This is a genomic window from Neobacillus sp. PS2-9, from assembly GCF_030915525.1.
GTDB lineage: Bacteria > Bacillota > Bacilli > Bacillales > Cytobacillaceae > Neobacillus.
The window spans coordinates 3,214,479-3,237,176 of record NZ_CP133269.1; the positions used below are offsets into that span (position 1 = coordinate 3,214,479).

Sequence of the window (22,698 nt, forward strand, 5' to 3'; positions counted from 1 at the left end):
AAATCCCTATCAACAACAAAATTAAATATTGCAAATGAGAGCGTGTAATAAAATTCAATATGAGCCATTTCTGGTAAGGTCCGCTATAACCCAAAACATATTTCATTATACCGTTGATTATGGGGGTTAATCCAAGTGAAGCTGATAACATTAATGAAAACCCAAGCATTGTTTTCCTCATCTGTTCCCATCCTTACTTACAAAATGTGAAACTTTTTAATACACTAACCAAATTTACATTATTAGTTTTTTTGTCATTTTAATAATTCTACACAATAAGCTTTTATCCCTTTTTCAATTAGTCGAGTAGAAGGGAGCCTTTCTACCTTACGGTAAATTGTACTCCTCCCCCTCACAGAACCGTGCTTGCGCTATTAACGCACACGGCTCCTCCTAGTTATCATTTACAGAATGTAGCTAATCTCTTTTCGAAGTTCATAGATGTTCACTTTGATTCTTGGTAAAGGAAGTGGATATTTACTCAGAAAAAGATTAAATTTATCCCATGTGAAGGACTTCCTTTGGCTTCTTCTATTGAGCCATTTAAATAGTAAGTATTCGATTTTCTCTTTAAAGTTGTTAACAATTTGAGTGTTATCCGTGATGCAATAATAGTTGTAATAGCCTATTAGTGAGCGTCTAAATCTATCCATAATCGTATGAATATCTTTATTTCTATTAGCCTTTAGCCATTCTTTAGATTCTCTTAGTTTGCCTTGGACTTTCTTCCTGCTAGATTTCCGTTTTACCCGAAATTTCCCTTGTTTGCTTTTCCCACAATAGTGGGTAAACCCAAGGAAATCAAACGTAGCTGGTTTACTATTCCCATCACGCTTTGCATTATTTTCTGCAAACCTTCCAAAGGGAATAATTTTAGTTTTATCCTCGGCTATTTCCAGGTTAAATTTCTTTAATCTCGATTTTAATGAATGGAAGAATTGCTCGGCTTCACTTTTATTCTGAAAACAACAAACAAAGTCATCTGCGTATCTTACTATATATGCCTGGCCTTTACATTGTTTCCTAACCACTTTTTCAAACCATAGATCAAGAACGTAATGGAGATAGACATTGGCTAATATCGGAGATATTACTCCACCTTGCGGTGTACCATTATCTGTCTTATATTTCTTACCTTCCTCCATGTATCCACCTTTAAGAAACCTGCTGATTATTCTCAGTAGGTTAGGGTCAGTGATACGAAGTTTCAAGAATTCCATCATCCATTTGTGGTCAACGTTATCAAAGAAGCCTTTAATATCCACATCGACTACATTACTTACTGCTCTCTTCTCAATATATTGATTCAGTATTTTCAGCGCATCGTGGCAGCTTCTATTTGGACGGAACCCAAATGAGCAGTCTAGAAAGTCATTTTCATAGATGGCATTTAGTATTTTCGTAATGTCTTTTTGAACAATTTTATCTTCATGTTCCGGTATTCCCAATGGTCTCCTCTTGTTTGAGTTGAGCTTTGGGATATACATTCTTCTTACTGGAACAGGACGATAACTTTTGCTTTTAAGCCTGCTTACTAAGTTCACTATGTTTTCGTCCAAGCTGTCACTGTATTGTTCTTTTGTCGTACCGTTGATACCAGTTGCCTTTTTATTAGACAATTCATGATGACACTGAGTTAAGGATTGCTCATTCAATAAATGCGCAAGAGATGTGAATTTCATTTTGGGCTCGGATTTTGCTAATTCTGCTATCCTTAGTAGTTTTGTTTCCATTTATTATTCCTACCTCTGTGTGTAGTAAATGTGTCCCTAGTAAGGGTGATAACTGGTAGCTAGCCTTTCCTCCATCGGCATTACCCAACTTCATTGGTACTACGCTGCTATCCGACTCCCTACATCGGCATTTGGTTTCCTTGCTTATTATCGCTTGTAGACCATACTCTTCTATAAAGTAGAAAAGACCGGTAGGGTCTCCCGAGTTGCCGTATCATATCAATGTGTAACGTGCCAAGGTCTTTGACTCCAGAGAGGTTTCATCCTTCTTGCCTTTGACGAAGGATAAAATGTTGCTTTCTGCACGCAGGTAAGGCATCAGCCCTCTCGGTTTACTAACGATTATGGAGCTCAATCCCTTCAGCCGTTTGGCTTTCGGCCCGCCACCTAACTGTCTACGCTTAAAGACTAGAGTTACCCATAGTCCTCCAAGACTCGCTACGAGCGAATGGCTAGTTCTTACTCGACGGGAATCCCACCCGCTATATGATACGACCTAGGCTCGGCCGCACACCTGCTCCGTTACTTCAATAAGAAAAACTATCAAAAAGACAGCCTCGCTCTTTCGCTAATGCCCCCAGTTAGTTTAACAATTTATGCTTTTTATTATTGGTATGAACAGGGTATTAAGTTCTTTTATTATTTAGGTAGATTTAGTTGCCACGAAACTCCAAAACGGTCATTTAGCCAGCCAAATTTCTTACTGAAACCATAATTTCCTAGTGGCATAAGTGCTTGTCCACCTTCGTTCAGTTTCTGATAAAGATTGTCAAGTTCTTCTTCAGTATTACAAGTAACAAATATTGAGAACGAAGGTGTGAAGGAAAACTGATGTTTTACATTACTGTCACTGCACATAAATTCTTGTCCTTTTAAAGTGAAAGTAGCCTGCATGACAGTTCCTTCATTCCCACTCTCATTTGCACCATATCGAACAATATTTGTAATTGCTGAATCCTCAATCAGAGATGTGTAAAAATTCATTGCTTCTTCAGCTTTGCCATCTTGAAACATTAAAAATGGTGTGACCTTTTCCATTATAAATCTACTCCTTTTAGTATCTATTTTCTAAATTATAATTCAACTTGTATTATAATATCCATTCTGTTACACTCCTGCTGTTAGTTAACGTAAAAGGTTCTACGACCATAATTCTTTATTAATAATATGGAATAAAAAATAGTAGTCTATTATCTGTAGACTTACCTCTCATCCCCACGAATTTGAATAATTAATTCTGCCCATTTTTGAGTTTCTTTTTCACTAAACAGCTCCGTTACTTGAATAAAGAAAAAGCGATTCTTCGTTTATTGAAGCATCGCACCGTTTGTTTAATAGCAATAGGTAAGACTTTGATGTAATCTCCATCTTTTCCCCTGCTCCACACCCAACGTGCGGCTTTCACCGCATTAGGCGTCCCTCTTATTCTTTTAGACTAAAGCAACTAAATTACATACTTTACGAAATTGGTTTAGCTTCTTCAAGTGTTTTCCATTTAATTGAAGAACGTTCCTATATCGTTCAATCGTCTTTTCACTTGTAGCATGGATTAATCTATGGACATCTTTATGTACGATTACAAGATTATTAAACTCATCTGTACCTCCCAAATGACGGGGTAACTTATGATGACAGTGTACCTGATTAGATGTTAAGAATTCCCCTGTTACTGCACATATTCCTAATTGCATTGAGTACCTTGAAATTCTGTTATCTGCAATTTCAAAATTGTCTTTGCTTGAAGGTATTTTTAACATTTTGTTAATTTCTATGGCAACGTCGGCTCTAAGTTTTTGATGAAGTTTATGCCTTCCTACTTTTGTATAATTACATATATCTTGACTGAAGTTCATGGCATTCTTTGTTTGAATATCTCCTAATGGAAATAAATATGCACCAGCAATTTTTTATGTTCTGAAATTATTCTTATGAAGTCTCTTGTATGTTTCTGATGGTTTTATAGGTTTTCCATATTTGCCAATTGGTTTTAGACGATTATACATGGCTTTCAATAGACGATAGGCTATTTTTCCAAAATCTTTATTGATATGAGTCGCAACCTTGAAGTAATTTTTTATTCCGAGAATATAAGCGTTATAATCCATGACAGTATGTGGTGTTGGTTTATTTTGGATTTCGCGAATTAAATATCTAAATTTTTCTAGTATATTTTTCATCTTATTATCCATAACGTGTGTATTGGCTACGTATGTATTACGCTTGGTTACTGATTTATGAGAAAAACCCAGAAAATCAGATTTCCTCTTTCTAAGATTAGTAATCGCTGATTTCTCGGTTGATATATCAAGGTTTAGCTGATTTTTTAAGTATTCCTTGGTAGCGTGAAATAATTTGATAGCTGATTGATGAGAATTTGTGAAAATCTTAAAATCATCTGCATATCTAACGATATACATTTGTTTGAGATTCGTTTTCCTTAACGCTCTTGTCTTACTATTGGTCGAGTAAGCATGTTTTGTTTTTAGGCATTCCCATTGGTTAGCTATCCACCAATCCAAGTCATTTCAAACAATTTTTGATAAAAGAGGAGACAGGATTCCTCCTTGCGGAGTTCCTTTAGTTGGATCACCAATGCCTTTGATTGGTGCTTTTAGCATTCTCGAGACAATCGTTAAAACACTCTTGTCCCGTATGCCTATATTGTACATTTGTTTAATTAACTTTAAATGGTTCACGTTGTCAAAGAAACCTTGTATATCAATGTCTACTACATGATGCAACTTCACATTATTGACTAAGAACTGACATCTAGCCATTACATGATGAGTTGACCTATTTGGTCTAAAACCGTATGAATGGTGATAAAATTCAGCTTCACATATTGGCTCTAATACTTGTTTGAACATCTGTTGAATTAGTCTATCTCTCATAGTCGGAATACCTAATGGACGTTTCTTTCCATTGGGTTTGGGTATCTCAACCCTTCGTACCGTTTGAGGTTTATAATTCTGTAATACTTTTCGAATTTCCTCGATAAATTCATCAGCGTTTTCAATCTTGTATTGGCCAATCGTGATGCCATCAGTTCCAGCTGTTTTTGAACCTGTATTCGCTTTAATGTTTCGAAAGGCTAATAAGATATTGTCTTTCGATATGATATGTTCATATAGCCTTAAACCCTTTGTAGCATTGTTTTTACTTCTCGCTCATAAAGGTCATCAAATATGTCCTGCATACCGTAATATTCTGCATGTCGTAAAGCTGTACTCACCGATGGATTGTTTCTCCTTCCTTGCGGAAAATCCCATCATCTTACTCGCCCCTGTGAGTTTCATTTAATTATGTTAGTTTTCAAAGAGAAGACTTGGGACTATCCCTCCACGTTCGTTACACGCTTCAACGGTACTGTGTCCCTACTTTCGCAAGAATAAAGTCACTTCGATAAATAATTAGCTTATAAACACCATCCCGATAGTAGTCGTTTAATAGTAGATGTTTCTTACTTACAACGTTCCGATTAACCTAGCTTTACATATATCCGTAGGTGCTCACTTTAAGCCTGCCAACCTATATCCTCATTTGTTAGATATCCCGAAGTTCCTATACACTACTCGTACTTTCCGGTGTTTGACACTGCGTTCGAAGCATACGCCTTTCGAGCGTATTAATTTCTAGACCCGTACATTCGCAAGTTCGTCAGTCCAGTTGGACATTCTCACCATAGATATTTTGTAGCATCCCGACCTATCAGATAAGCAACTTAGGTTCATTTCAGCCGACTTTACCTAGCTTCATACACATTCTAACTACTATCATTATGTGCTCAGATAACTCGTTTCAGCTCAACATGACGGCTTTCATTCCGGGTTTCAATTAATCAGTTGTAATTGCTTAATAGCAATTCTCCTATTTCGTGTTTTGGCACTTATAAGGAAACGTTTCGCGCAGTAGAAACCTTCACAAACTCTTATTCATTTTATATAATCCAATCCCTTATAAGTGGATTGTCCTTAAATCTTACTCATTTAAAAAAGACGCCTTCTTATTAAAGAAAAGCGCCCGATTGTTGAATAAGCAGTTCAAAAAAAGGCGTTAATCCTTTTTGGATTAACGCACCATGTAGTTTTTTTATAATACAAAACGACAGCTATACCTGAGCTTCAAAATCTTTAATCTTAGCATTCGGGCTTAGTATCTTTTCCGACTGGAAATCGGCTAGAGGTTCCCCGGCTTTCACCTTGTTTACCCAGTCATGGTTGGCTAGCGCCCCCTTTCCTAAGGTAACCACGTCAGCCTCTCCTTTTCCAATGATTTCTGTAGCTGCTCCCGGATTTTCAAGGTGCCCATTCGCAATAACAGGTAAGTTGCTGTATTTTTTTGCTAACCTTGCAAGTGAATCTCCACCATCTCCAAAAGCTGAATCGGTTGCGGTCGTGCCTTCTCCTTCCGGAAATGCTGGCTGCCATGCTTCATATTCCGTGACATGGATAAAATCAAGACCAGCTTGGACTAGCTGACCAAAGATAATCTCAGCATCTCTTTCTTTTCCCTGCCACTTGTGTGAGTAATCATTTACTTTCCCTTGTGAAATTCGGATCCCAACGGTGTAGTCCTGTCCAACAGCTTCCCGAACAGCTTTCGAAACTTCCACCAGTAAACGCACACGATTTTCTGTAGAACCACCATATTCATCCTTACGCTGATTGGTATAATCCGTTAGGAACTGGTCTAATATATAGCCATTTGCCCCATGAATTTCAACTCCATCAAATCCAGCTGCTTGGGCATGTTTAGCCGCATTCACAAATCCGTTTATTACTTCTGTGATTTCTTCCTTTGTCGCTTCTCTTGGTGTTGGAAAAGCCCCGTTTCCTCCGTAAAACTCCATTTGTTCACCTTTTGGTGGAACTGCAGAAGGAGCAATCGTTTCATTCACAAAACGATTTCCTTGTGACAGTGCTCCTGCGTGCATGAGCTGTGCAAATATTTTAGCTCCAGCTTGATGAACAGAATCCACTACTTTCTTCCAAGCTTGTACTTGTTCATCATAAACAATGCCTGGTTGATTCAAATACCCTTGACTATACTTATCATCCGGGTAAATTCCTTCTGTAATAATCAGTCCAAATCCACCACGGGCAAATGACGTATAGTACGAAAGCATTTGATCGGTTGCATACCCTTCCGGTGTAGCACTTGTCCGTGTCATTGGGGCAACTCCTACCCGGTTATCTATTGTTGTGCTACCTAATGTCACTTTTTCAAACAACAAGTCTTTATTTGTCATGAATTAAACCCCTTTCAAATTAAAAGCATATATAGTATTTTCCATTTCATTGAATGAATTAACATCCGTCAATGCCGCAGGTCATACCTTCTGTTAATATTTGAGGCTTTTGTTTATCCAATTCATCCTTAATGATTTGTTCAATAGTTTCTTTAGAACGCACCCCAGCAATTTTGGTATCACCAATAATAAACGTCGGAACGGCAGTAATATTTGCTTCTTCATAAGCATGTTTCAATGCTTTTTTATGTGCATCTTTGTACCTTCTTGTTGTTAAAGCCTCCTTATATTCTTTTTCATTCAATCCTATTTCACCAGCTAACTTTGTTAGAACATTGATGTTGCCAATATCTTGTTCTTCCTGAAAAAAGGCACGCAGCATTCTGTCATTGTATTCATTACCTTTACCTTTTTCCTTTGCATATTGATAACCTTCAAAGGCTAAATGAGTATGTGGTTGGGGAGAGACTTTGGGAAGAACAATCTCAGTCCCCATGCGGTCAGCCATTGGATAAACGGACTGTTTCCACGTACTTTGTAAATAATGTCCTTCCGGCTTTAATGTTTCATTTGGATATGGACGCAACTCATACGGCATCCACTCCACTTTTACATCTTTTCCTTTTATGGCTTCCTTAAGAGGTTGTTCTGCTAAAAAACAAAAAGGACATACATAATCTGAATACACCTTTATCTTTACCGTCAGGGTTATTACCTCCTATTTAATGTTTAAGATGTGTTGCATGTATAACATATCCTCCCTTTTAAGGTGGAAACTAATCACATTAAACAGACTTTTGTATCTGTGTACTGTTCCATTGTAAATCACCGGCTTAGTTTAGTAAAATAGATATAAATGAATATTTAATTCAGTAAAACTGATAAGTAGTGGAGGATGTAATTTCATGGAGCTTCGTCATTTAATAACTCTAAAGACAATTGTGGAGAAAGGAGGATTTAAAAAAGCAGCTGAACATCTTGGTTACGCTCAGTCCTCTGTAACAGCTCATATTAAAGAACTGGAGGAAGAGGTAGGAAAACCATTATTTGATCGTTTAGGGAAAAAAGTTATTTTAACTCAATATGGTCATCATTTCCTTCCTTATGCTGTGAAGATAATAGAACTATATTCTCAAGCATTAAATACAAGTGATGAACCAACAGGTGATTTGACCATAGGGATATCGGAATCACTTACTATCGGTCGGATGCCATCTATTCTTCTCGAATATAAAATGTCTTACCCAAAAGTTAACCTTTCACTCAAATCAATAGAAAATTATCAGGTTGCATCAACTCTTCAAAACGGGGACATTGATTTAGCTCTAATATTAGAAAAAGATGATTGGTCTCTTCCCGAGCTTAACTGTGAAATTTTAAAAAGAGAAAGAATGGTTTTAATAAGCCCTCCAAAGCAAGTAAACTCAAGAACTGTTTTATATACGGAAAGATCATGTAGTTATAAGTCTGTTTTTGATCACTATATAAAATTTAAACAAATGGATGTGAAAGAAAGTTTAGATTTCCAGAGTATTGAAGCAATTAAACAATGTGTTAAAAGTGGATTAGGGATTTCATTGGTACCCTACTTTTCAGTGAAAGAAGAATTAGAAAGTCAGAAATTGCATGGAGAGGAAGTAGAACCAGAACTTCCAGCTATTTCTACGTTCCTTGCATACCATAAGGACAAGTGGCTCTCTCCATCAATCAATAGTATGATTGCTTTAATAAAGAAACATTCTAAAAACTGGGATTAATTATAATAAAATCGAGTAGGAGGGGGTGATTAACCCCCGACCTCTCACACCACCGTACGTACCGTTCGGTATACGGCGGTTCGAAAGTTTATGAAATAATAGTACTTAATTGTTTTAATCCCTGTTCTATCCAATATTCTTTCCCCATGGCTAAGTGCAGGGCAGGACTTTGGGAGTTTCTCCAATATCCCTTTCGGGAGTTGGCACATCTCCACGCTTCATTAGGTTTAATGCCTAACCATTTGAGGTTCCGATATTTTGTTCGAGTCTTCTTCCATTCTTTCCAGCGACATGCTCTAAGCCTTCTCCTGATATGTTTATCAATCTGTTGTGCGTATTTCTTGATATCAGCGACTTTAAAGTAGTTTCCCCATCCCTGGATTAGTTGGTTAATCTTCGAAATCCGATATTCCATACTTATTCCCCAGTTCCGATTGGAAAGCTTTCTTAATTTCTCTTCGAACCTCTGTTTAGACTTCTTTGGCACGTATATCCTCGTTTTTCTTCTCGAAGAGTAGAAACTCATCCCTAAGAATACACGTGCCATCGGCTTTCCCACGGCAGTTTTCTCTTCATTCACTTTTAATTTTAATTTCTTTTCGATAAAGGCTGTGATTCCCTGCTTTACTCTTTCTCCTGCTTTCAGGCTTTTAACATAGATATTACAGTCATCCGCATACCGAACAAATCTGTGTCCTCTCTTCTCTAATTCCTTATCAAGTTCATTTAACATGATGTTGCTGAGCAGCGGACTTAGTGGTCCCCCTTGTGGGGTACCTTCTTTATTCACGGTGACCAAACCATTTTCCATAATTCCTGCCTGTAGATACCGCCGGATTAGTTTAAGGGTTGGTTTATCTGTGATGGTTTCGGAGACAAGAGACATCAGTTTGTCATGGTTAACTTTATCAAAGAACTTTTCCAGGTCCATATCAACTACGTATTGATAGCCTTCCTGAATGTATAGTCTGGCTTGCTCTATGGCTTGGTGTGCACTTTTGTTTGGCCTAAACCCATAGCTGTATCGACTAAACTTTCTATCGAAGATGGGGGTTAGTACCTGGATAGTAGCTTGTTGAACGATTCGATCCGCAACGGTGGGGATTCCTAGCCTCCGCTTTCCACCATTTGGTTTTGGAATTTCAACCTTTCTTACCGGTTGAGGTTTGTACTTGCCGTCCTGTATAAGTCTAATAATCTCATTCCCGTGTTCCTTGAGGTAAAGGCGAGTAGCTTCTATATCTTTCTCATCGACTCCTGCTGCTCCTTTGTTTCTTTTAACCTTTTTAAAGGCTTGGTTTAGATTATCACGACTTGTAATTCTTCGAATTAATTCATTATTAAATTCCATATTGTTTCCATGTCATCAAGTTTGTACAAAAAGAACTCCACACTTCAATAAAATCTTGTGAATTCCGTTCACATTCATCCAATGAAGCCCTTATGGTTGGCTGTGTCATCGTCCTTTTGTAAATTCCTCTAACATGGTCGCTCCTTTCGTTCAGTCCTTCCCAACCGTTAGGTTGGTACTATGACCTCGGCTGACTTCTCTTAATTCAATTGTTTATCGCTAAACAGGTTCCATTTTAAAGGGTATTAAGAGACCTCCCAGGGTAAGTTCATTCACTTTCACCTCGTATATCTGCCACATTTATTCCCTCTTCCATCCGGGGATATTTTGGACTTTGTCTTGTTTTGCAGACTCGTCCTGAAAAAAAGGAACCTCGAATGTGATTCGTGTACCTCAGACCGAGGATTTGCCTAGGGCTTCCTTCAGATTCCGCGTCGCCACGGACACCCTTGCCTTCGGCTAATGGTTCGCATATCCCAACGCCCATAGCGGACTTGCACCGCCAAGTTAATGAACATGCCTGGCACACAAAAGAGAAAAGTCCACCTGATGGTGGTCTTTTTGACTTCCTTCTTTTTTAAATAATCTACCTATTACCCGAATAAAACAATTCCTAATTCAGGAGTCGTTATTCAACAATATGTCCCAATTATTGAATAAGAGCTAAAGATGATTCTTCCACTAAACTGCACCGTTAGCTCAATAAAAACAGCCGCCAATATAGCAGCTGGAGATTTTCAATTCTTGCACCTTTACTTGAAGAAGAACGGGTTACTTATGATGAGCAATCATATTTCAAGCCTTTGTTCTTAATTTTATCCCAATCACAAACTTTTCTTCTTCAACTCTTCCTTAATGTCTTTTAAATGGAAAGCTATCTGAGTCAATCTTACAAATATCCAAATAGACATTATTGCCAAAAAATATAAAGCTAGTTTATCTAAGTTTGATAAAAGATGTAAAATGTATAACAAAAATGAATTCCCCATATTTGCCCCCTATTAGTCAGTTATTTCAATATGGTAATAGTTCGGTGAAATAGGCATATACTCCTCTTGAACTGCCGTTAGCGGAACAAGCAAAAGGGCTGCCGAAGCAGCCACACTACTTAAAGTAAAGCACCCGTTAGCCATCCATGAAGCGCAAAATCGGCGCTTCACCACAAAGAATGAAAATATATTGAATCCGTCGATACTATTCCTAAGGCTGGGAGAGGAAGGTCGATAAACTATGGTGCCTTAGAGCCCATCCGTTAGTCTGACTCCAACGACCACGGTGCACCACAAACTGTCGCTCCCTTACGGGAAGCACTCATGGTAGATTAATCCTAATTCTGATTGTTGCACCAGCCTCCAATTTCTAAGCCTAGAAAGGAAGATTTCAATGGATGTAATCATTGAAAGAGCATGTGGTTTAGATGTCCATAAGGATAATATCACTGCTTGTATTATGACTTCAGAAGGAAAGGAGGTTCAAACATTTTCTACTAAAACAGTTTTTCTATTAAAGTTATTGGACTGGATTAAGGAGAATAATTGTACTCACGTAGCTATGGAAAGTACGAGTGTTTATTGGAAACCTATTGTTAACTTATTAGAGTCCGAAGGAATAGAGTTTTTAGTTGTAAATGCTCAACACATGAAGGCACTTCCGGGACGCAAAACGGATGTTAAAGATGCCGAATGGATAGCCCAACTTCTTCGACATGGACTACTGAAAGCAAGCTTCATTCCTGATCGGAATCAACGAGAATTTCGGGAGCTTGTACGCTATCGTCGGAGTATCATTGAAGAACGCGCTAGACAACATAATAGGATTCAAAAGGTTTTAGAAGGAGCCAACATCAAACTAGGTTCTGTTGTATCTGATATTATGGGTGTTTCATCGAAAGATATGCTTCGAGCAATCGCAGATGGTGAAGATGATCCTGAAAAACTAGCAAACTTCGCTCGTCGTACAATGAAAAAGAAAAAAGAAGAACTTGAATTGGCACTTCAGGGCTATGTTAACCCACACCAACGCTTAATGTTAAAAACGATTTTAACTCACATTGATTTTCTAACTGAGCAAATTGAAATGTTAGATCAAGAGATTGCTCAAAGAGTAAGCACTTATCAAGAAGATATAGAACGACTCGATTCCATTCCTGGTATCGCCACAAGAATGGCTGAACAAATCTTAGCTGAAATTGGTACGAACGTTGGAAACCAATTCCCGTCTGCCTCACATTTGTGTTCATGGGCAGCCTTAGTTCCTGGACACAATGAAAGCGCAGGTAAAAGGAAATCTAGCAGATCAAAAAAGGGAAATAAATATTTAAGATCCGCATTAACAGAAGCAGCTCAATCAGTAAGAGGGTCAAAGAACTATCTCGGTGCACTGTATAGACGCACAGCTGGACGAAAAGGAAAGAAAAAGGCAGCAATTGTAGTCGCCCATGCGATGTTGCGAATCGCCTATTACCTACTAACCCGAAAAGAAATGTACGTTGACTTAGGCGAAGATTATTTTGATAAACAAAGACAAGTATCTATTGTACGGCATTCGGTTCGAAGACTAGAAAACTTAGGTTATAATGTGACAATTACCGAAGCATCTTAATCCATTATTCTCGTAGTCCATAAGCCTTGATCAGTCGCCCGCTCTTTTTTAAAAAGTGAATGAGCTGCGTCTATTTAAGTATTGCCTTTTTGCCGAAGTTACAGAAGTTAATTTTCATGGTAGCTGAATAAGGATTATTTATTCTTTGTTTAGTTTTTCGAGTTTATTTATTGTCCTTTTAGCAGTATTTCTAATCCAAGTTATTTCGTGATTAACGAATGGATTTATATGGGGTATCAATTCAGGGTCTTTAAATTTTGAAAGAGCTGATAGTGCGTGTCCTTGGACATCTTTATCCTCTAATAGCCCCACCAAAACAGGAATTACCTTTTTGTCTTTAAATTTACCTAATCCATCCACAATCATTTGTCTTGCTGTACCGTGTTTCTTATCTGTTGCAATCTTCAAAAGCTCATTTAATGAACTTTTATCGAGAATTAACGATAATGAATTGCCAATTGCCCATTTATAAGTGTTATTAGACGAGTTTTTAAATTCATTGATTAACGGAATGGAGGCAGAAATGAACCCCTTTACTCCCAGACACCTTACCAAGAACTCCTTATGATTAACCTCGGTAATTTGCGATAAGTGTCTTAGTATAATCGGTATGACATCTTTATTTTTATTATCTATTTTCTTCAATTCTTCAATTGAAGAGATACTATATCCTAAATCCCTTATCTCTGAGATAAGTAGTTCTTTGTTTAATTTCCCCACCTTCGTTACCCCCATATAAAACAATGCCTTATATATAAAATTTTACCACTCCTTATTGAACTAAACTGCCCCGTTAGCGTGAGTACATTTCTTCACATAATAAAATTTCAACACAACTGGCTTTAAATCAATAAAAAACGAGTGGCAAATTCATATGCAAATTGCCATTAATTTAACTTGCATTTTCAATGTTTGTGATAAGGAACGGAACCCGTTATCAAAATATATGTTACCTTTATTATTAATATATATTATATAGCAAATAAAAAATGCTCTCTAAGACGTGTCTTAGAGAGCGGAAAAATTCACTCCTCTAAATTCCAAAAAATTGAAAATGATTCTTCATCATATTGAATAAATATGTCATCAATAAAAACTATTTTGTCTATTTTTGCTTGCTCTACTAAAGTATTAAGCTCAGCTTCTGTTGCAGGTACCCCTAGTTCAATAGCAACCCTTTTCCACAGTTCTAAGTAGGAAGGATCACCGTACACGCTACCATCAAAGGAAAAAGCACCTACATATTCTCCATTATTGTTAGTAAAAGCATATGCTTCAATATCTTCATCATAGCCTACGGATAAACCCAAATCGCGTGCGTATCCGTCTATCAATTTAAAAATCAAGTCAGTTTGGTCAATATCGACAGCTCCGTCAGTACCGACATGCTTTCCATCAATAGTAGTATCTGTTGCCATACAACCATTACTATAGAAGTGGTACGTTTTGCCATCAATTTCCTTCCAACCAAGCGCCATTTTGCCAGATGAACGATCTAAGAAGTACCACTTACCGCTTAATTGTAACCAACCAGTCTTCATAGCGCCGTTTGCGCTTAAATAGTACCAGTCTTGACCGGATTTAAGCCAACCTGTTTTCATGGCACCTGAACCTTCAAAAAAGTACCATTGATTAGAAATCTTTGCCCAACCTGTTTTCATAACTCCACTTGCATCAAAATAATACCATTTACTACTAATAGAAGCCCAACCAGTTTTCATATAACCATTTGTATCAAAGAAATACCACTTGTTCTTTAACAGGAGCCAGCCTTTTTGTAAAACTCCTTTAGAATTGTAATACGTCCAATAAGAACCTTTCTTAACCCACTGATTTTGGTAATGAACAGCCGTACTTCCGCTCGTTGCTGCAAAAGATGCAACTGGTGCGGAAAATAATGTGAGACCCGCTACTACGGTAATTGCTTTTAGTGTCTTTTTCAATCTTAATGCCCCCATTTTTTCTCTATAATCTTACTAGGATAGTTTACAATTTTGATAGAATTTAGTAAATGAACAAATTGTTACCAATATCACTCCTGCAAAGATGAAAGACAAGAACAAATTCCCCCTAAGAACAGTGCTCTTAGGGAGCAGTAAATAATTTTTAATATTTTTCTCTATTTAATTCCTTATACTTTTTATAGTAAAATTTTGAGTGTAGACAATTTTTGTATGTTTTAACAAATACTTGCTTAAGAAAGGATAATTATGTCTAAATTATCAAAAAGAATTAATGAATACTTTTATGCTTGGGGCGATAATGACCCTAAAAAAACAGTTTTGAGATACGGGAAAGATAAAACTTTGGAACAATTATATGGATATGAGGATTATGTACATTACAGACCACGTAGGCAAATGGCAGGAAGGATAATCATTTTGGGTGGTTTAGGTCTTATTGGTTTAAGTGTTAAAGGTGCTAAAGTTCTCAAAGCCAAGTACGATAAAAGAAAGACAGAAAAAGAAAATCTCTAGTCTAAAATAGACTAGAGATTTTCTTTTTACTTTTTGTGGGTACAATAAAAACCACTTAACTATGTTTTGTAATTTATCATTGTTCAACTAAAGCCCCCGGTTTGTTTAAGTGTAGTTCTTCACAATCTTCTCTATAACAAAACAAAACGGGACTGATGCTGGCACCGTCCCAATTTATTTTAATTGTGTAACTTATAGAACTTTTTTACCAAAATTTATAAAAAATTGGTTATACTTACATTGGAGGTAAAGAAGTATGAAAAAAATATCCCTCATGAACAAAGGAGACTTTAAATGAGAAAACTCGTTCTATTTCTGCACGCATCGCTTGACGGTTTTGTAGAAGGTCCGAACGGTGGAATGGACATTGGCTGGGTTTCATACGATGCTGACTTGGAGAAACACGCGAAAGAAATTCTAAGTACTGCCGACACTGTCATATGGGGACGTGAGACTTATCAGATGATGCACAGTTACTGGACATCTGTGCCTTCTGACCCCTCAGCTTCGCAGCATGAACGGAATCATGCCGAGTGGATCGAAAAGACACCCAAAATCGTTTTTTCCACGACGTTGGAGAAAGTCGAATGGAACAATTCCAGACTGGTGAAAGAAGATGTCAAGGAAGAAATCAAGAACCTCAAACAGCAGCCAGGCAAGGATATGGTCATCCTCGGCAGTCCTAGGTTAGCACACTACCTTATGCAGCTTGATTTAATAGATGAGTATAAAATTACGGTTTCTCCCGTCCTGATCGGTAGCGGATTGCCGTTATTCCAAGGTCTCAAGGAGAAGATCAATCTTAAACTGATCGAAAACAAGACATTTGATTCTGGAGCCATAGCCCTCGTTTACCAGACGGTTAGATGACCTTTTCTCCTAAAGCAGATTACGACGGATACGATAGCTCAGAATGCGTGTTATTTAAAAGATTTGAATTAACCATAAGAAGTCCACTAAATCAATTATAATTAGAAATTAATATATAGAAAAAAGCTGATTTCCAAATGTGGAACTCGGCTTTTTTTCTAACTTTGTGAAGGATTGTACTTAAACTAAACTGCTCCGTTTGTTCAATAAGAAGAAATTCAACAAAAAAGGCGTTAATCCTTCCTCCTGGATCAACGCACCACGATAGTTCAAGAAGCACCCATCTCTTTTTTTGCACATTTCAGTCGAATTATGACATTGATTTAAATTTGAACAATTTGTGTCTATTTTGTTAAATGGGTTGTACATACTTCGTTTTGTTTGTTATATTTTTTAGTAAATATTTGTAAATAGGAGACATTCTTATGTTATCACTGTCAATTACTGATAAAAAAAGTAACTTATTATTAATAATCAAGTCCTTACGAAAAGAAATGATTCAAGCTGGGTTAAAAGAGGGACTTGCAAGTGAAAAAACAATTGCAATTAGTCAGCAACTTGATGAGTATATAGCAAAATATCAAGTGATATAGTTAATATTGCTTCGTATTTTAAATGCGACATAATAGATGTAATAGATTTTCATCTTTCTTGATTCATTGTAAGCTCTTTCCAAAATCCCTTTCTCTTCACGTCCCCATATCTCCTTCCAAGCAGTAAGTATTCCATATATATTTTCTGGTGTTCGGAATTTTAATTGTGGAATTGTTAACACTCTATAGCTGCACTTAATGTATAATCGCCTTTATAATCACTCTCGTAATTATAATGCAGGCCATAAGTAACCTCATCCTGAGTGTTCCAAAGACTTGATGCCTCTTTCCACATATCTGAAATCTTTTCATGATAAGATCATCTTTAAAATTATTAGTTCTAACACTCTTAATAATCGTTAGGTTCATTAGAATATTCCTCTCAATGTATTTATTTACTTATTTCTACAAAATACAAATTTCACCTCCTCATTTAACAAACCTCACGCGCTAGCTAACCATGCAGCATTGCTGCACCACAAAGAATGAAAATGGATTAGAGCTGTAAATACTAATATTGGCTTTAATCCAGTCACGCCCTTTTCTAATTTTTCATGACTAAAGGAGACTTATTTTCATGATAATTGAGAAGAAATGATGATCATATGGTAAAAGCCCTTCTCAATCGAGAGGGGCTTTTAGTCAGTTCTTTCTACGATAAAAAACATATCCATCCTTTTCTACTAATACTTCTTCCTCTTCTTTCTTTACGTCCATTTTTAGTGCTTGCTCTAACCTCAGTAATGCCATTTCTTTTGCAGTTTGTTTTGAGGTACCATAAAACAATTCGAAACTAAGCAATCATAAGTAGCTGCCGTTGCCATATAGCAATCCACATCACGATAAAGTTCGATAAGGGTGTATCTGCCATCAATACGTAAAATAATGCCTCCTCTTAATAAGGAACCGATAGCATACAACCAAAATGATAAAGTATTCAAGTCAATCACCCTATCCCACTTTATTTCCTAAATCTATAATTGCTTTATTTAACTTAAATAGTGCCATTTCCTTAGCTTTTTCTGGAGTACTACCGTAACAATTCCATACAGCTATTTATTCCGTTTGATGCCATAGCGTTGTACTCATTAACAAAATCCCAAACTTTGTATTTTACTTTTCCTCGACGATAATACCAAAACCAATCAGACAGTTCATTAAACCAGTTTGGCAAAATAATCACCTCAACTTTCTACATTGAAATATTACATAGAAAGAAATAAAATCCTTGTTACATATTTGTGATTAATAAAAGCCCTTCTCAATCGAGAGGGTTTTTTGTGATTTAGAAGCAACTTCTTCTTCAATTAATGCCCCCGTGACTTTAAGTACGATACTTCACAAACTTACTCAACGAAAAAGGCAATGTCCATTAAACATCGCCAAAATATTTCTATAATATATTAATCTTCTGTTCCTAATACATCTGTATTTGGGGGCTCATAACCCATCTGACGGAGCATTGCTACTATTTGTCCCTTGTGATGAAACTCGTGAGTGATGGTGTGCATTAGCAATTTACAAGGAGTAATAGATAATAGTTCAGGTGCTTCTCTCCAAGGGATTTCTCTCTCAATTAGCATGTTTAAATTTTGTCGATGTAGTTCTAATAATTCATTAACTATTGAATCCACTTGTTCAAATCGTGCTATTATTTGCTCTAAACTGAGATTTTGTAATTCTTCCCTTGGTGTAAGTGGTTTTTTCGTCTTCAATAAAACAAATGAGCCAAGCCATGCAACATAGCAGTCAGCTATATGAACCAATGTGTCTCTTACACTTTCCCAACCGAATCCATTTGTATGTGTAAAATGATTGGGATCTAATTTCCCACAAAAATCTAACAGAGTTCCTCTAGTCTGTCGAACCCATCCATATTCATGTTGAAGCATCCAAATACCCACCTTTAACAGATATAACTACTTATTCTATACATGTATAGAATAAACCTTTCTTTACTGACTAAAAAAGGATCGCCGCAGCAAACCCTTCTTAAACTCAAGCCCCCGTTTAAGTGCATTTCTTCACATTTTCTTCCTTACTCATTCATTTAGTTAATAAGGAATATCTTACTAATACACAATGTTCGCATTACGAAATAAACGCTTCTAATTACCTACAGAAAGGAAAATATTTCCACGTTAAAGTTAAAATACAATAAAATTATCGGGAATTTTCCTACTTTTCTTATTCTTCTCCCTTTAAAGGAAAGGAGGCTGAAAGAATATGTCTTTAGCCCATACGAAAAGTTTGTTAGAGACCATGAGATATTTTTATCATACTGAGATTTATTCAACTTTCAAAGAAGAAGATCAAACCCCAATCTTGTCTGTGTGCTTTAAATATAATCAATATGAAATAACCTATCTCAAGACTCAAAAAATCGAACATTATGATAAACTTGAATCTGTACTAACAATTATTCATGGATTGTAAGCTCAGTAATATCCTCGAAAGCCACTCTCTCAAACTCCCCCTCTTCACCTCAGCGCGAATTTGCAATTGTGCCTTTATTCGTAGTACGCATAGTTTATTACTATTTAACCTTGTTAAATTTCATATCCTTAAATCAGTCTCACAAATAAAAGTTGTAAGAAGGCGAATTAAATGGAAATCGTTATCAAAATCAAAGAACTTGCTAAAAAGAATAATATATCCATTCGTAAGTTAGGTCGTATATCTAAAATTAGTCACTCTTCCTTATGTAATCTTGCAAACAACAAGAGACAGAGAATTGATTTTGAACATATCAAACGGTTATCAGCAGCTTTAAACATAACAGATATTAGAGAGATAATTGAAATTCGATCTAATGATGAACAAAATTCTAAATAATAAACCGAATACTTTAGAATAAAATTATCGGTGTACAATAGCTGTTGCACACTTTGTTTTTAGTGATGATTGTAGCAAAAAGTATGGGTGGCAGATATGAAGTAATTCGTAAAAATATTAGCAAGGAGTAATATAATACCTTAAAAAAATATCAAATGGATGGTGAACGGAATGGATAAACAAATCTTAGAAATCTTATTAGAATTACAAAAGGATATAAAAGAAGTAAATACCAATATTCAAGAGATCAAAGAAACTGTGAACAGAATCGAAGCTAAAATTAAACCATAAAAGCACTAGTAGAGACTAGTGTTTTTTATTACGTTTAGGTCATGAGAAAAGTGAAACTACCCGGATATATGCTCAGTTAAGTGGCAGTATTAGGCAGCAATTACATAGGAAGTATTTTTAAAAATATAAATAAAGCAACGTATCTTGAATGCGTTACTTATTTCACTCTTGCCCCCGTTAGTTCAAGATAAACCGAATCCTCCTTAAAAAGACATAAAATAAATAAACTCGTCAAATTTGACGAGTTCACAGTAAATGCTTATTTATCCTTAGAAAAATCAAGAATCCTAATTGGGTTACCAGAATTATCTTGGTATATAGCATAGCGTCCTGGTGGAATATCAATTGGCTCCTTTATAAATACTAGTTTCCCATTATTCTCCGCATAATATTGGTCCACACTTTCAACCAAAAATATTCCACCTGCTGGTAATCCATCATTCTCGTCCTCATCTTCCAACATTAATTGAACATCTGAACCAGGCAGTTTTAATGCGGCTGTATGTTCTCCTTCACGCCAGGATTCTTCAAAACCTAATGTATCTCTATAAAACTCTATTGAATCCTTAAGATTTTTTACTGGATGGAACAAAAAAGTTAATTTCATACTGCTTCCTCCCCTAAATAAATTTACAGCCACATAAATCAATTATGTATATCGTAAGTTGATTATGTATAACATAATCTATTTACGTCGGTTATGTCAATATGTTATGATTAAATTATGAAGGAATGGATACCAATACCAGGTTCAAGTAAAGAAATTTTAATTAAAGTAGCATTAGAGGAATTCAGCAGTAAGAGTTATGAAGAAGTAAATATCACGGAATTAGCAACCAAAGCTAATATGACCACAGGTGCGGTTTACCACCATTTTGGTTCCAAAGCAAAGTTATATGAAGTTATTAGAAACGAAATGGAACAAAGAATTATTGATAGAATGGAGGGAGCTACTTCTTTATTCGAAGATTCGGATAAAGCATTGGAGGCTGCACTTATCACTGGTATAGACTTTGCGGTTAAATTTAATATTTGCAGATTGATTAGTGAAGAAGTTCCTTACAATAAAACAGATAAAATAGAGCAATTTCTAGCTAAGATAAATACAAATAAAACTTTACCGTTAGAGACCATATTAATCTCATCTTGGCGTTCTATCTTAAAGGTAATATCAAACGGGCATATTAGTATTGAACAAGGAAAAAATTTAATTAAATGGATATTTAAAAGGGAACTTAAATAAAAAGTTCCCTCTTTTCTTGTTAAACTAACCTGCCCGTTTGTTCAATAAGGAGTTCAACAAAAAAGGCGGTTAATCCTGCCTGGATCAGCCCCCCATTAGTTCAATTTCATTGACTTTGCAATTTCGATTATCTTGTCCTTTTCAACATTCGAGCTATCCATTTCTATGTATGTCCCTTCTTGTATCCAAGAAAGTATTCCACCAGAAATTAAATGCCCATTTCTATCTAATTTGCCATTGTCAGCCCATTCTTGAAAGTAACCAATATTACCGTTTATATTTATCTCTTCTCCATTTTGCTTCTTCTTTTCCATTCCTTCAGATGCCTTTCTTTCTTCGATACCAATCATCAGATACTTATCTTCTTTCTCTATATAATGTAATCTAAAATGGGTAATATTATCTTTTTCTCCCCAAGGATAAGTCTTTATTTCTAATGACCAATTGATAGGTATCTGCTTAGGGAAAAGAACTTTAAAGTCAACCTTTTCCTTAAGTTCAGAAATACTAATTTCTTTTGCTTGAGCTTCTAAGTTTACACTTGAAATTAAAATAAAGACCACTATAAAACGTAATATACTCTTCAATTACACCACTTCATTTCGTATGGATTTCTACTTAGTAGTATTTCCAATCCAAGTTTGCTTTTTAAACTATTCTGCTCCGTTAGTTAAGGAATTTCCGCAAAAATAAGCGTTAATTCTTAAAATAAGCGTTAATCCTTCTTAACCTTAATTATGATATAATAAAAAAAATGTCTAATCCCATATGTACCAAGGGTTTAAGACATTTTTATACGAAGTTATTGAAGCGTTAATTGGTGTTATACGAATAGTTCCCTCTTTTCCTATCCGCTTACATCCATTGATCATATATCTCTTTTCTTGCTTGATGATATAAGCGAGCATACAGCTGGGTTTGATGTGGACCGTTATGGCCTAATAGAACCTGGATACATTCCAATGGCATGCCCTTCTTTGCTAAATGGGCAGCAAATGTATGGCGTAATGTATGTGGTGACATGTGAATACCTAGCTTTTTTGTATAGGTTTGAAAATTTAATTGAACGGTACGCGGACACATGGAGCCTGTACTTGTAGTATTTACAAAAACAAACGGAAGTGTATCCTCACGTACGTCTAAATAGGCTTTCAGATGTTCCGCACACTCACGTGTAAATAACACAATGCGCTCTTTTTTACGTTTCCCTTTTGGTATCGTAATTATGCGTTCATGCCAATTGATGTCCTCTTTTTTTATTTCAACTAACTCCATAAGGCGCACTCCCGTGGAATAAAGCACCTCAATAACTGCTCTTTCCTCAATCTGTCCTTTGACTAATTCGCGCAATTGAATTAGTTCATCACTTTGAAGATAACTCGGTAGTTTATCCTCCACTTCGGGAAACGGGATATTTTTCACTGGATCTTTAGTAAGTAAACCTTCTTCTATGCAATATTTAAAAAACAGCTTGACACCAGCTAATTTAGTTTTCAAAGAACCTGCTTTATATTCTTTTAATTCCAATGAAAACATCCATCTCCTAATTTCTTTCGAATTAATTTTAGTAAATGGTTTATCACAATAAGTTATTAATTGTTCCACTGCTAATATATACTGTTTCACTGTGCTTTCTTCTAAGCGAAAACTATAATCATCCTTAAATCGCTTCAAACAAATTTCTGTGGTTATCAAGATC

General features: G+C 36.1%; 19 protein-coding genes and 2 pseudogenes. 8 read left to right on the forward strand and 13 right to left on the reverse strand.

What is annotated here, in order from left to right:
• Positions 1-404: 404 nt before the first annotated feature.
• From ltrA (RCG25_RS16245) to RCG25_RS16265, 5 genes and pseudogenes are all read right to left on the reverse strand, one after another.
• Complete coding sequence (ltrA, locus tag RCG25_RS16245) at positions 405-1,733, reverse strand: group II intron reverse transcriptase/maturase (RefSeq protein ID WP_308079866.1); 1,329 nt, start codon at positions 1,731-1,733, stop codon at positions 405-407.
• Positions 1,734-2,372: 639 nt separating this feature from the next.
• A complete protein-coding gene (locus tag RCG25_RS16250) occupies positions 2,373-2,771 on the reverse strand; it encodes a VOC family protein (RefSeq protein ID WP_308079867.1) in 399 nt (132 codons plus the stop codon).
• A 392-nt stretch (positions 2,772-3,163) separates the two neighbouring features.
• A pseudogene (gene ltrA, locus RCG25_RS16255) lies at positions 3,164-4,965 on the reverse strand (group II intron reverse transcriptase/maturase).
• A gap of 876 nt (positions 4,966-5,841) precedes the next feature.
• Positions 5,842-6,981 (reverse strand): NADH:flavin oxidoreductase, encoded by a 1,140-nt coding sequence (locus tag RCG25_RS16260; protein ID WP_308079868.1) that lies wholly within the window; start codon positions 6,979-6,981, stop codon positions 5,842-5,844.
• Between the two features lie 58 nt (positions 6,982-7,039).
• On the reverse strand, positions 7,040-7,687 hold the full coding sequence (locus tag RCG25_RS16265; protein ID WP_308084201.1) for a DsbA family oxidoreductase: 648 nt from the start codon (positions 7,685-7,687) through the stop codon (positions 7,040-7,042).
• 199 nt (positions 7,688-7,886) lie between these two features.
• On the opposite strand from RCG25_RS16265, the gene RCG25_RS16270 reads away from it, so the two are divergent.
• A complete protein-coding gene (locus tag RCG25_RS16270; RefSeq protein WP_308079869.1) occupies positions 7,887-8,738 on the forward strand; it encodes a LysR family transcriptional regulator in 852 nt (283 codons plus the stop codon).
• Positions 8,739-8,826: 88 nt separating this feature from the next.
• On the opposite strand, the gene ltrA (RCG25_RS16275) is transcribed toward RCG25_RS16270, so the two are convergent.
• Positions 8,827-10,089 (reverse strand): group II intron reverse transcriptase/maturase, encoded by a 1,263-nt coding sequence (gene ltrA, locus RCG25_RS16275; protein WP_308079870.1) that lies wholly within the window; start codon positions 10,087-10,089, stop codon positions 8,827-8,829.
• Positions 10,090-11,472: 1,383 nt separating this feature from the next.
• Here ltrA (RCG25_RS16275) and RCG25_RS16280 point away from each other — a divergent pair.
• On the forward strand, positions 11,473-12,690 hold the full coding sequence (locus RCG25_RS16280) for an IS110 family RNA-guided transposase (protein ID WP_308079871.1): 1,218 nt from the start codon (positions 11,473-11,475) through the stop codon (positions 12,688-12,690).
• Positions 12,691-12,828: 138 nt separating this feature from the next.
• On the opposite strand, the gene RCG25_RS16285 is transcribed toward RCG25_RS16280, so the two are convergent.
• Both RCG25_RS16285 and RCG25_RS16290 read right to left on the reverse strand, forming a co-directional pair.
• Positions 12,829-13,410 (reverse strand): HEAT repeat domain-containing protein, encoded by a 582-nt coding sequence (locus RCG25_RS16285; protein WP_308079872.1) that lies wholly within the window; start codon positions 13,408-13,410, stop codon positions 12,829-12,831.
• Between the two features lie 305 nt (positions 13,411-13,715).
• Positions 13,716-14,633: a hypothetical protein gene (locus RCG25_RS16290; RefSeq protein WP_308079873.1), complete on the reverse strand. Its 918-nt coding sequence runs from the start codon at positions 14,631-14,633 to the stop codon at positions 13,716-13,718.
• 267 nt (positions 14,634-14,900) lie between these two features.
• Between RCG25_RS16290 and RCG25_RS16295 the strand changes: the two genes are divergently transcribed.
• The 3 genes from RCG25_RS16295 to RCG25_RS16305 all read left to right on the forward strand — a co-directional run bounded on the left by RCG25_RS16295 (position 14,901) and on the right by RCG25_RS16305 (position 16,630).
• Positions 14,901-15,167 (forward strand): hypothetical protein, encoded by a 267-nt coding sequence (locus tag RCG25_RS16295; protein WP_308079874.1) that lies wholly within the window; start codon positions 14,901-14,903, stop codon positions 15,165-15,167.
• Between the two features lie 294 nt (positions 15,168-15,461).
• The gene (locus tag RCG25_RS16300; RefSeq protein WP_308079875.1) at positions 15,462-16,037 is read left to right on the forward strand and encodes a dihydrofolate reductase family protein; all 576 of its coding nucleotides are present in this window, start codon (positions 15,462-15,464) and stop codon (positions 16,035-16,037) included.
• Between the two features lie 425 nt (positions 16,038-16,462).
• Positions 16,463-16,630: an aspartyl-phosphate phosphatase Spo0E family protein gene (locus RCG25_RS16305; protein ID WP_308079876.1), complete on the forward strand. Its 168-nt coding sequence runs from the start codon at positions 16,463-16,465 to the stop codon at positions 16,628-16,630.
• 642 nt (positions 16,631-17,272) lie between these two features.
• Here the strand turns inward: RCG25_RS16305 and RCG25_RS16310 are convergent.
• On the reverse strand, positions 17,273-17,431 hold the full coding sequence (locus RCG25_RS16310; RefSeq protein ID WP_308079877.1) for a hypothetical protein: 159 nt from the start codon (positions 17,429-17,431) through the stop codon (positions 17,273-17,275).
• 602 nt (positions 17,432-18,033) lie between these two features.
• Positions 18,034-18,522 carry a DinB family protein gene (locus RCG25_RS16315; RefSeq protein ID WP_308079878.1) on the reverse strand — a complete coding sequence of 163 codons (489 nt, stop codon included), beginning with the start codon at positions 18,520-18,522 and terminating at the stop codon, positions 18,034-18,036.
• Between the two features lie 715 nt (positions 18,523-19,237).
• On the opposite strand from RCG25_RS16315, the gene RCG25_RS16320 reads away from it, so the two are divergent.
• Positions 19,238-19,465: a helix-turn-helix domain-containing protein gene (locus RCG25_RS16320; protein ID WP_308079879.1), complete on the forward strand. Its 228-nt coding sequence runs from the start codon at positions 19,238-19,240 to the stop codon at positions 19,463-19,465.
• A 325-nt stretch (positions 19,466-19,790) separates the two neighbouring features.
• Positions 19,791-19,877 (forward strand): annotated as a pseudogene (locus tag RCG25_RS26110) (integrase); the annotation flags it as partial.
• Between the two features lie 138 nt (positions 19,878-20,015).
• Here the strand turns inward: RCG25_RS26110 and RCG25_RS16325 are convergent.
• The gene (locus RCG25_RS16325) at positions 20,016-20,363 is read right to left on the reverse strand and encodes a VOC family protein (RefSeq protein ID WP_308079880.1); all 348 of its coding nucleotides are present in this window, start codon (positions 20,361-20,363) and stop codon (positions 20,016-20,018) included.
• A gap of 117 nt (positions 20,364-20,480) precedes the next feature.
• Here RCG25_RS16325 and RCG25_RS16330 point away from each other — a divergent pair, with 117 nt between their 5' ends.
• The gene (locus tag RCG25_RS16330; RefSeq protein WP_308079881.1) at positions 20,481-20,999 is read left to right on the forward strand and encodes a TetR/AcrR family transcriptional regulator; all 519 of its coding nucleotides are present in this window, start codon (positions 20,481-20,483) and stop codon (positions 20,997-20,999) included.
• A gap of 95 nt (positions 21,000-21,094) precedes the next feature.
• Here RCG25_RS16330 and RCG25_RS16335 read toward each other — a convergent pair whose 3' ends face one another.
• The gene (locus RCG25_RS16335) at positions 21,095-21,586 is read right to left on the reverse strand and encodes a DUF4367 domain-containing protein (RefSeq protein WP_308079882.1); all 492 of its coding nucleotides are present in this window, start codon (positions 21,584-21,586) and stop codon (positions 21,095-21,097) included.
• 268 nt (positions 21,587-21,854) lie between these two features.
• Entirely contained in the window at positions 21,855-22,694 is an 840-nt protein-coding gene (locus RCG25_RS16340) for a tyrosine-type recombinase/integrase (protein ID WP_308079883.1), read from the reverse strand.
• Between the last annotated feature and the right edge of the window lie 4 nt (positions 22,695-22,698).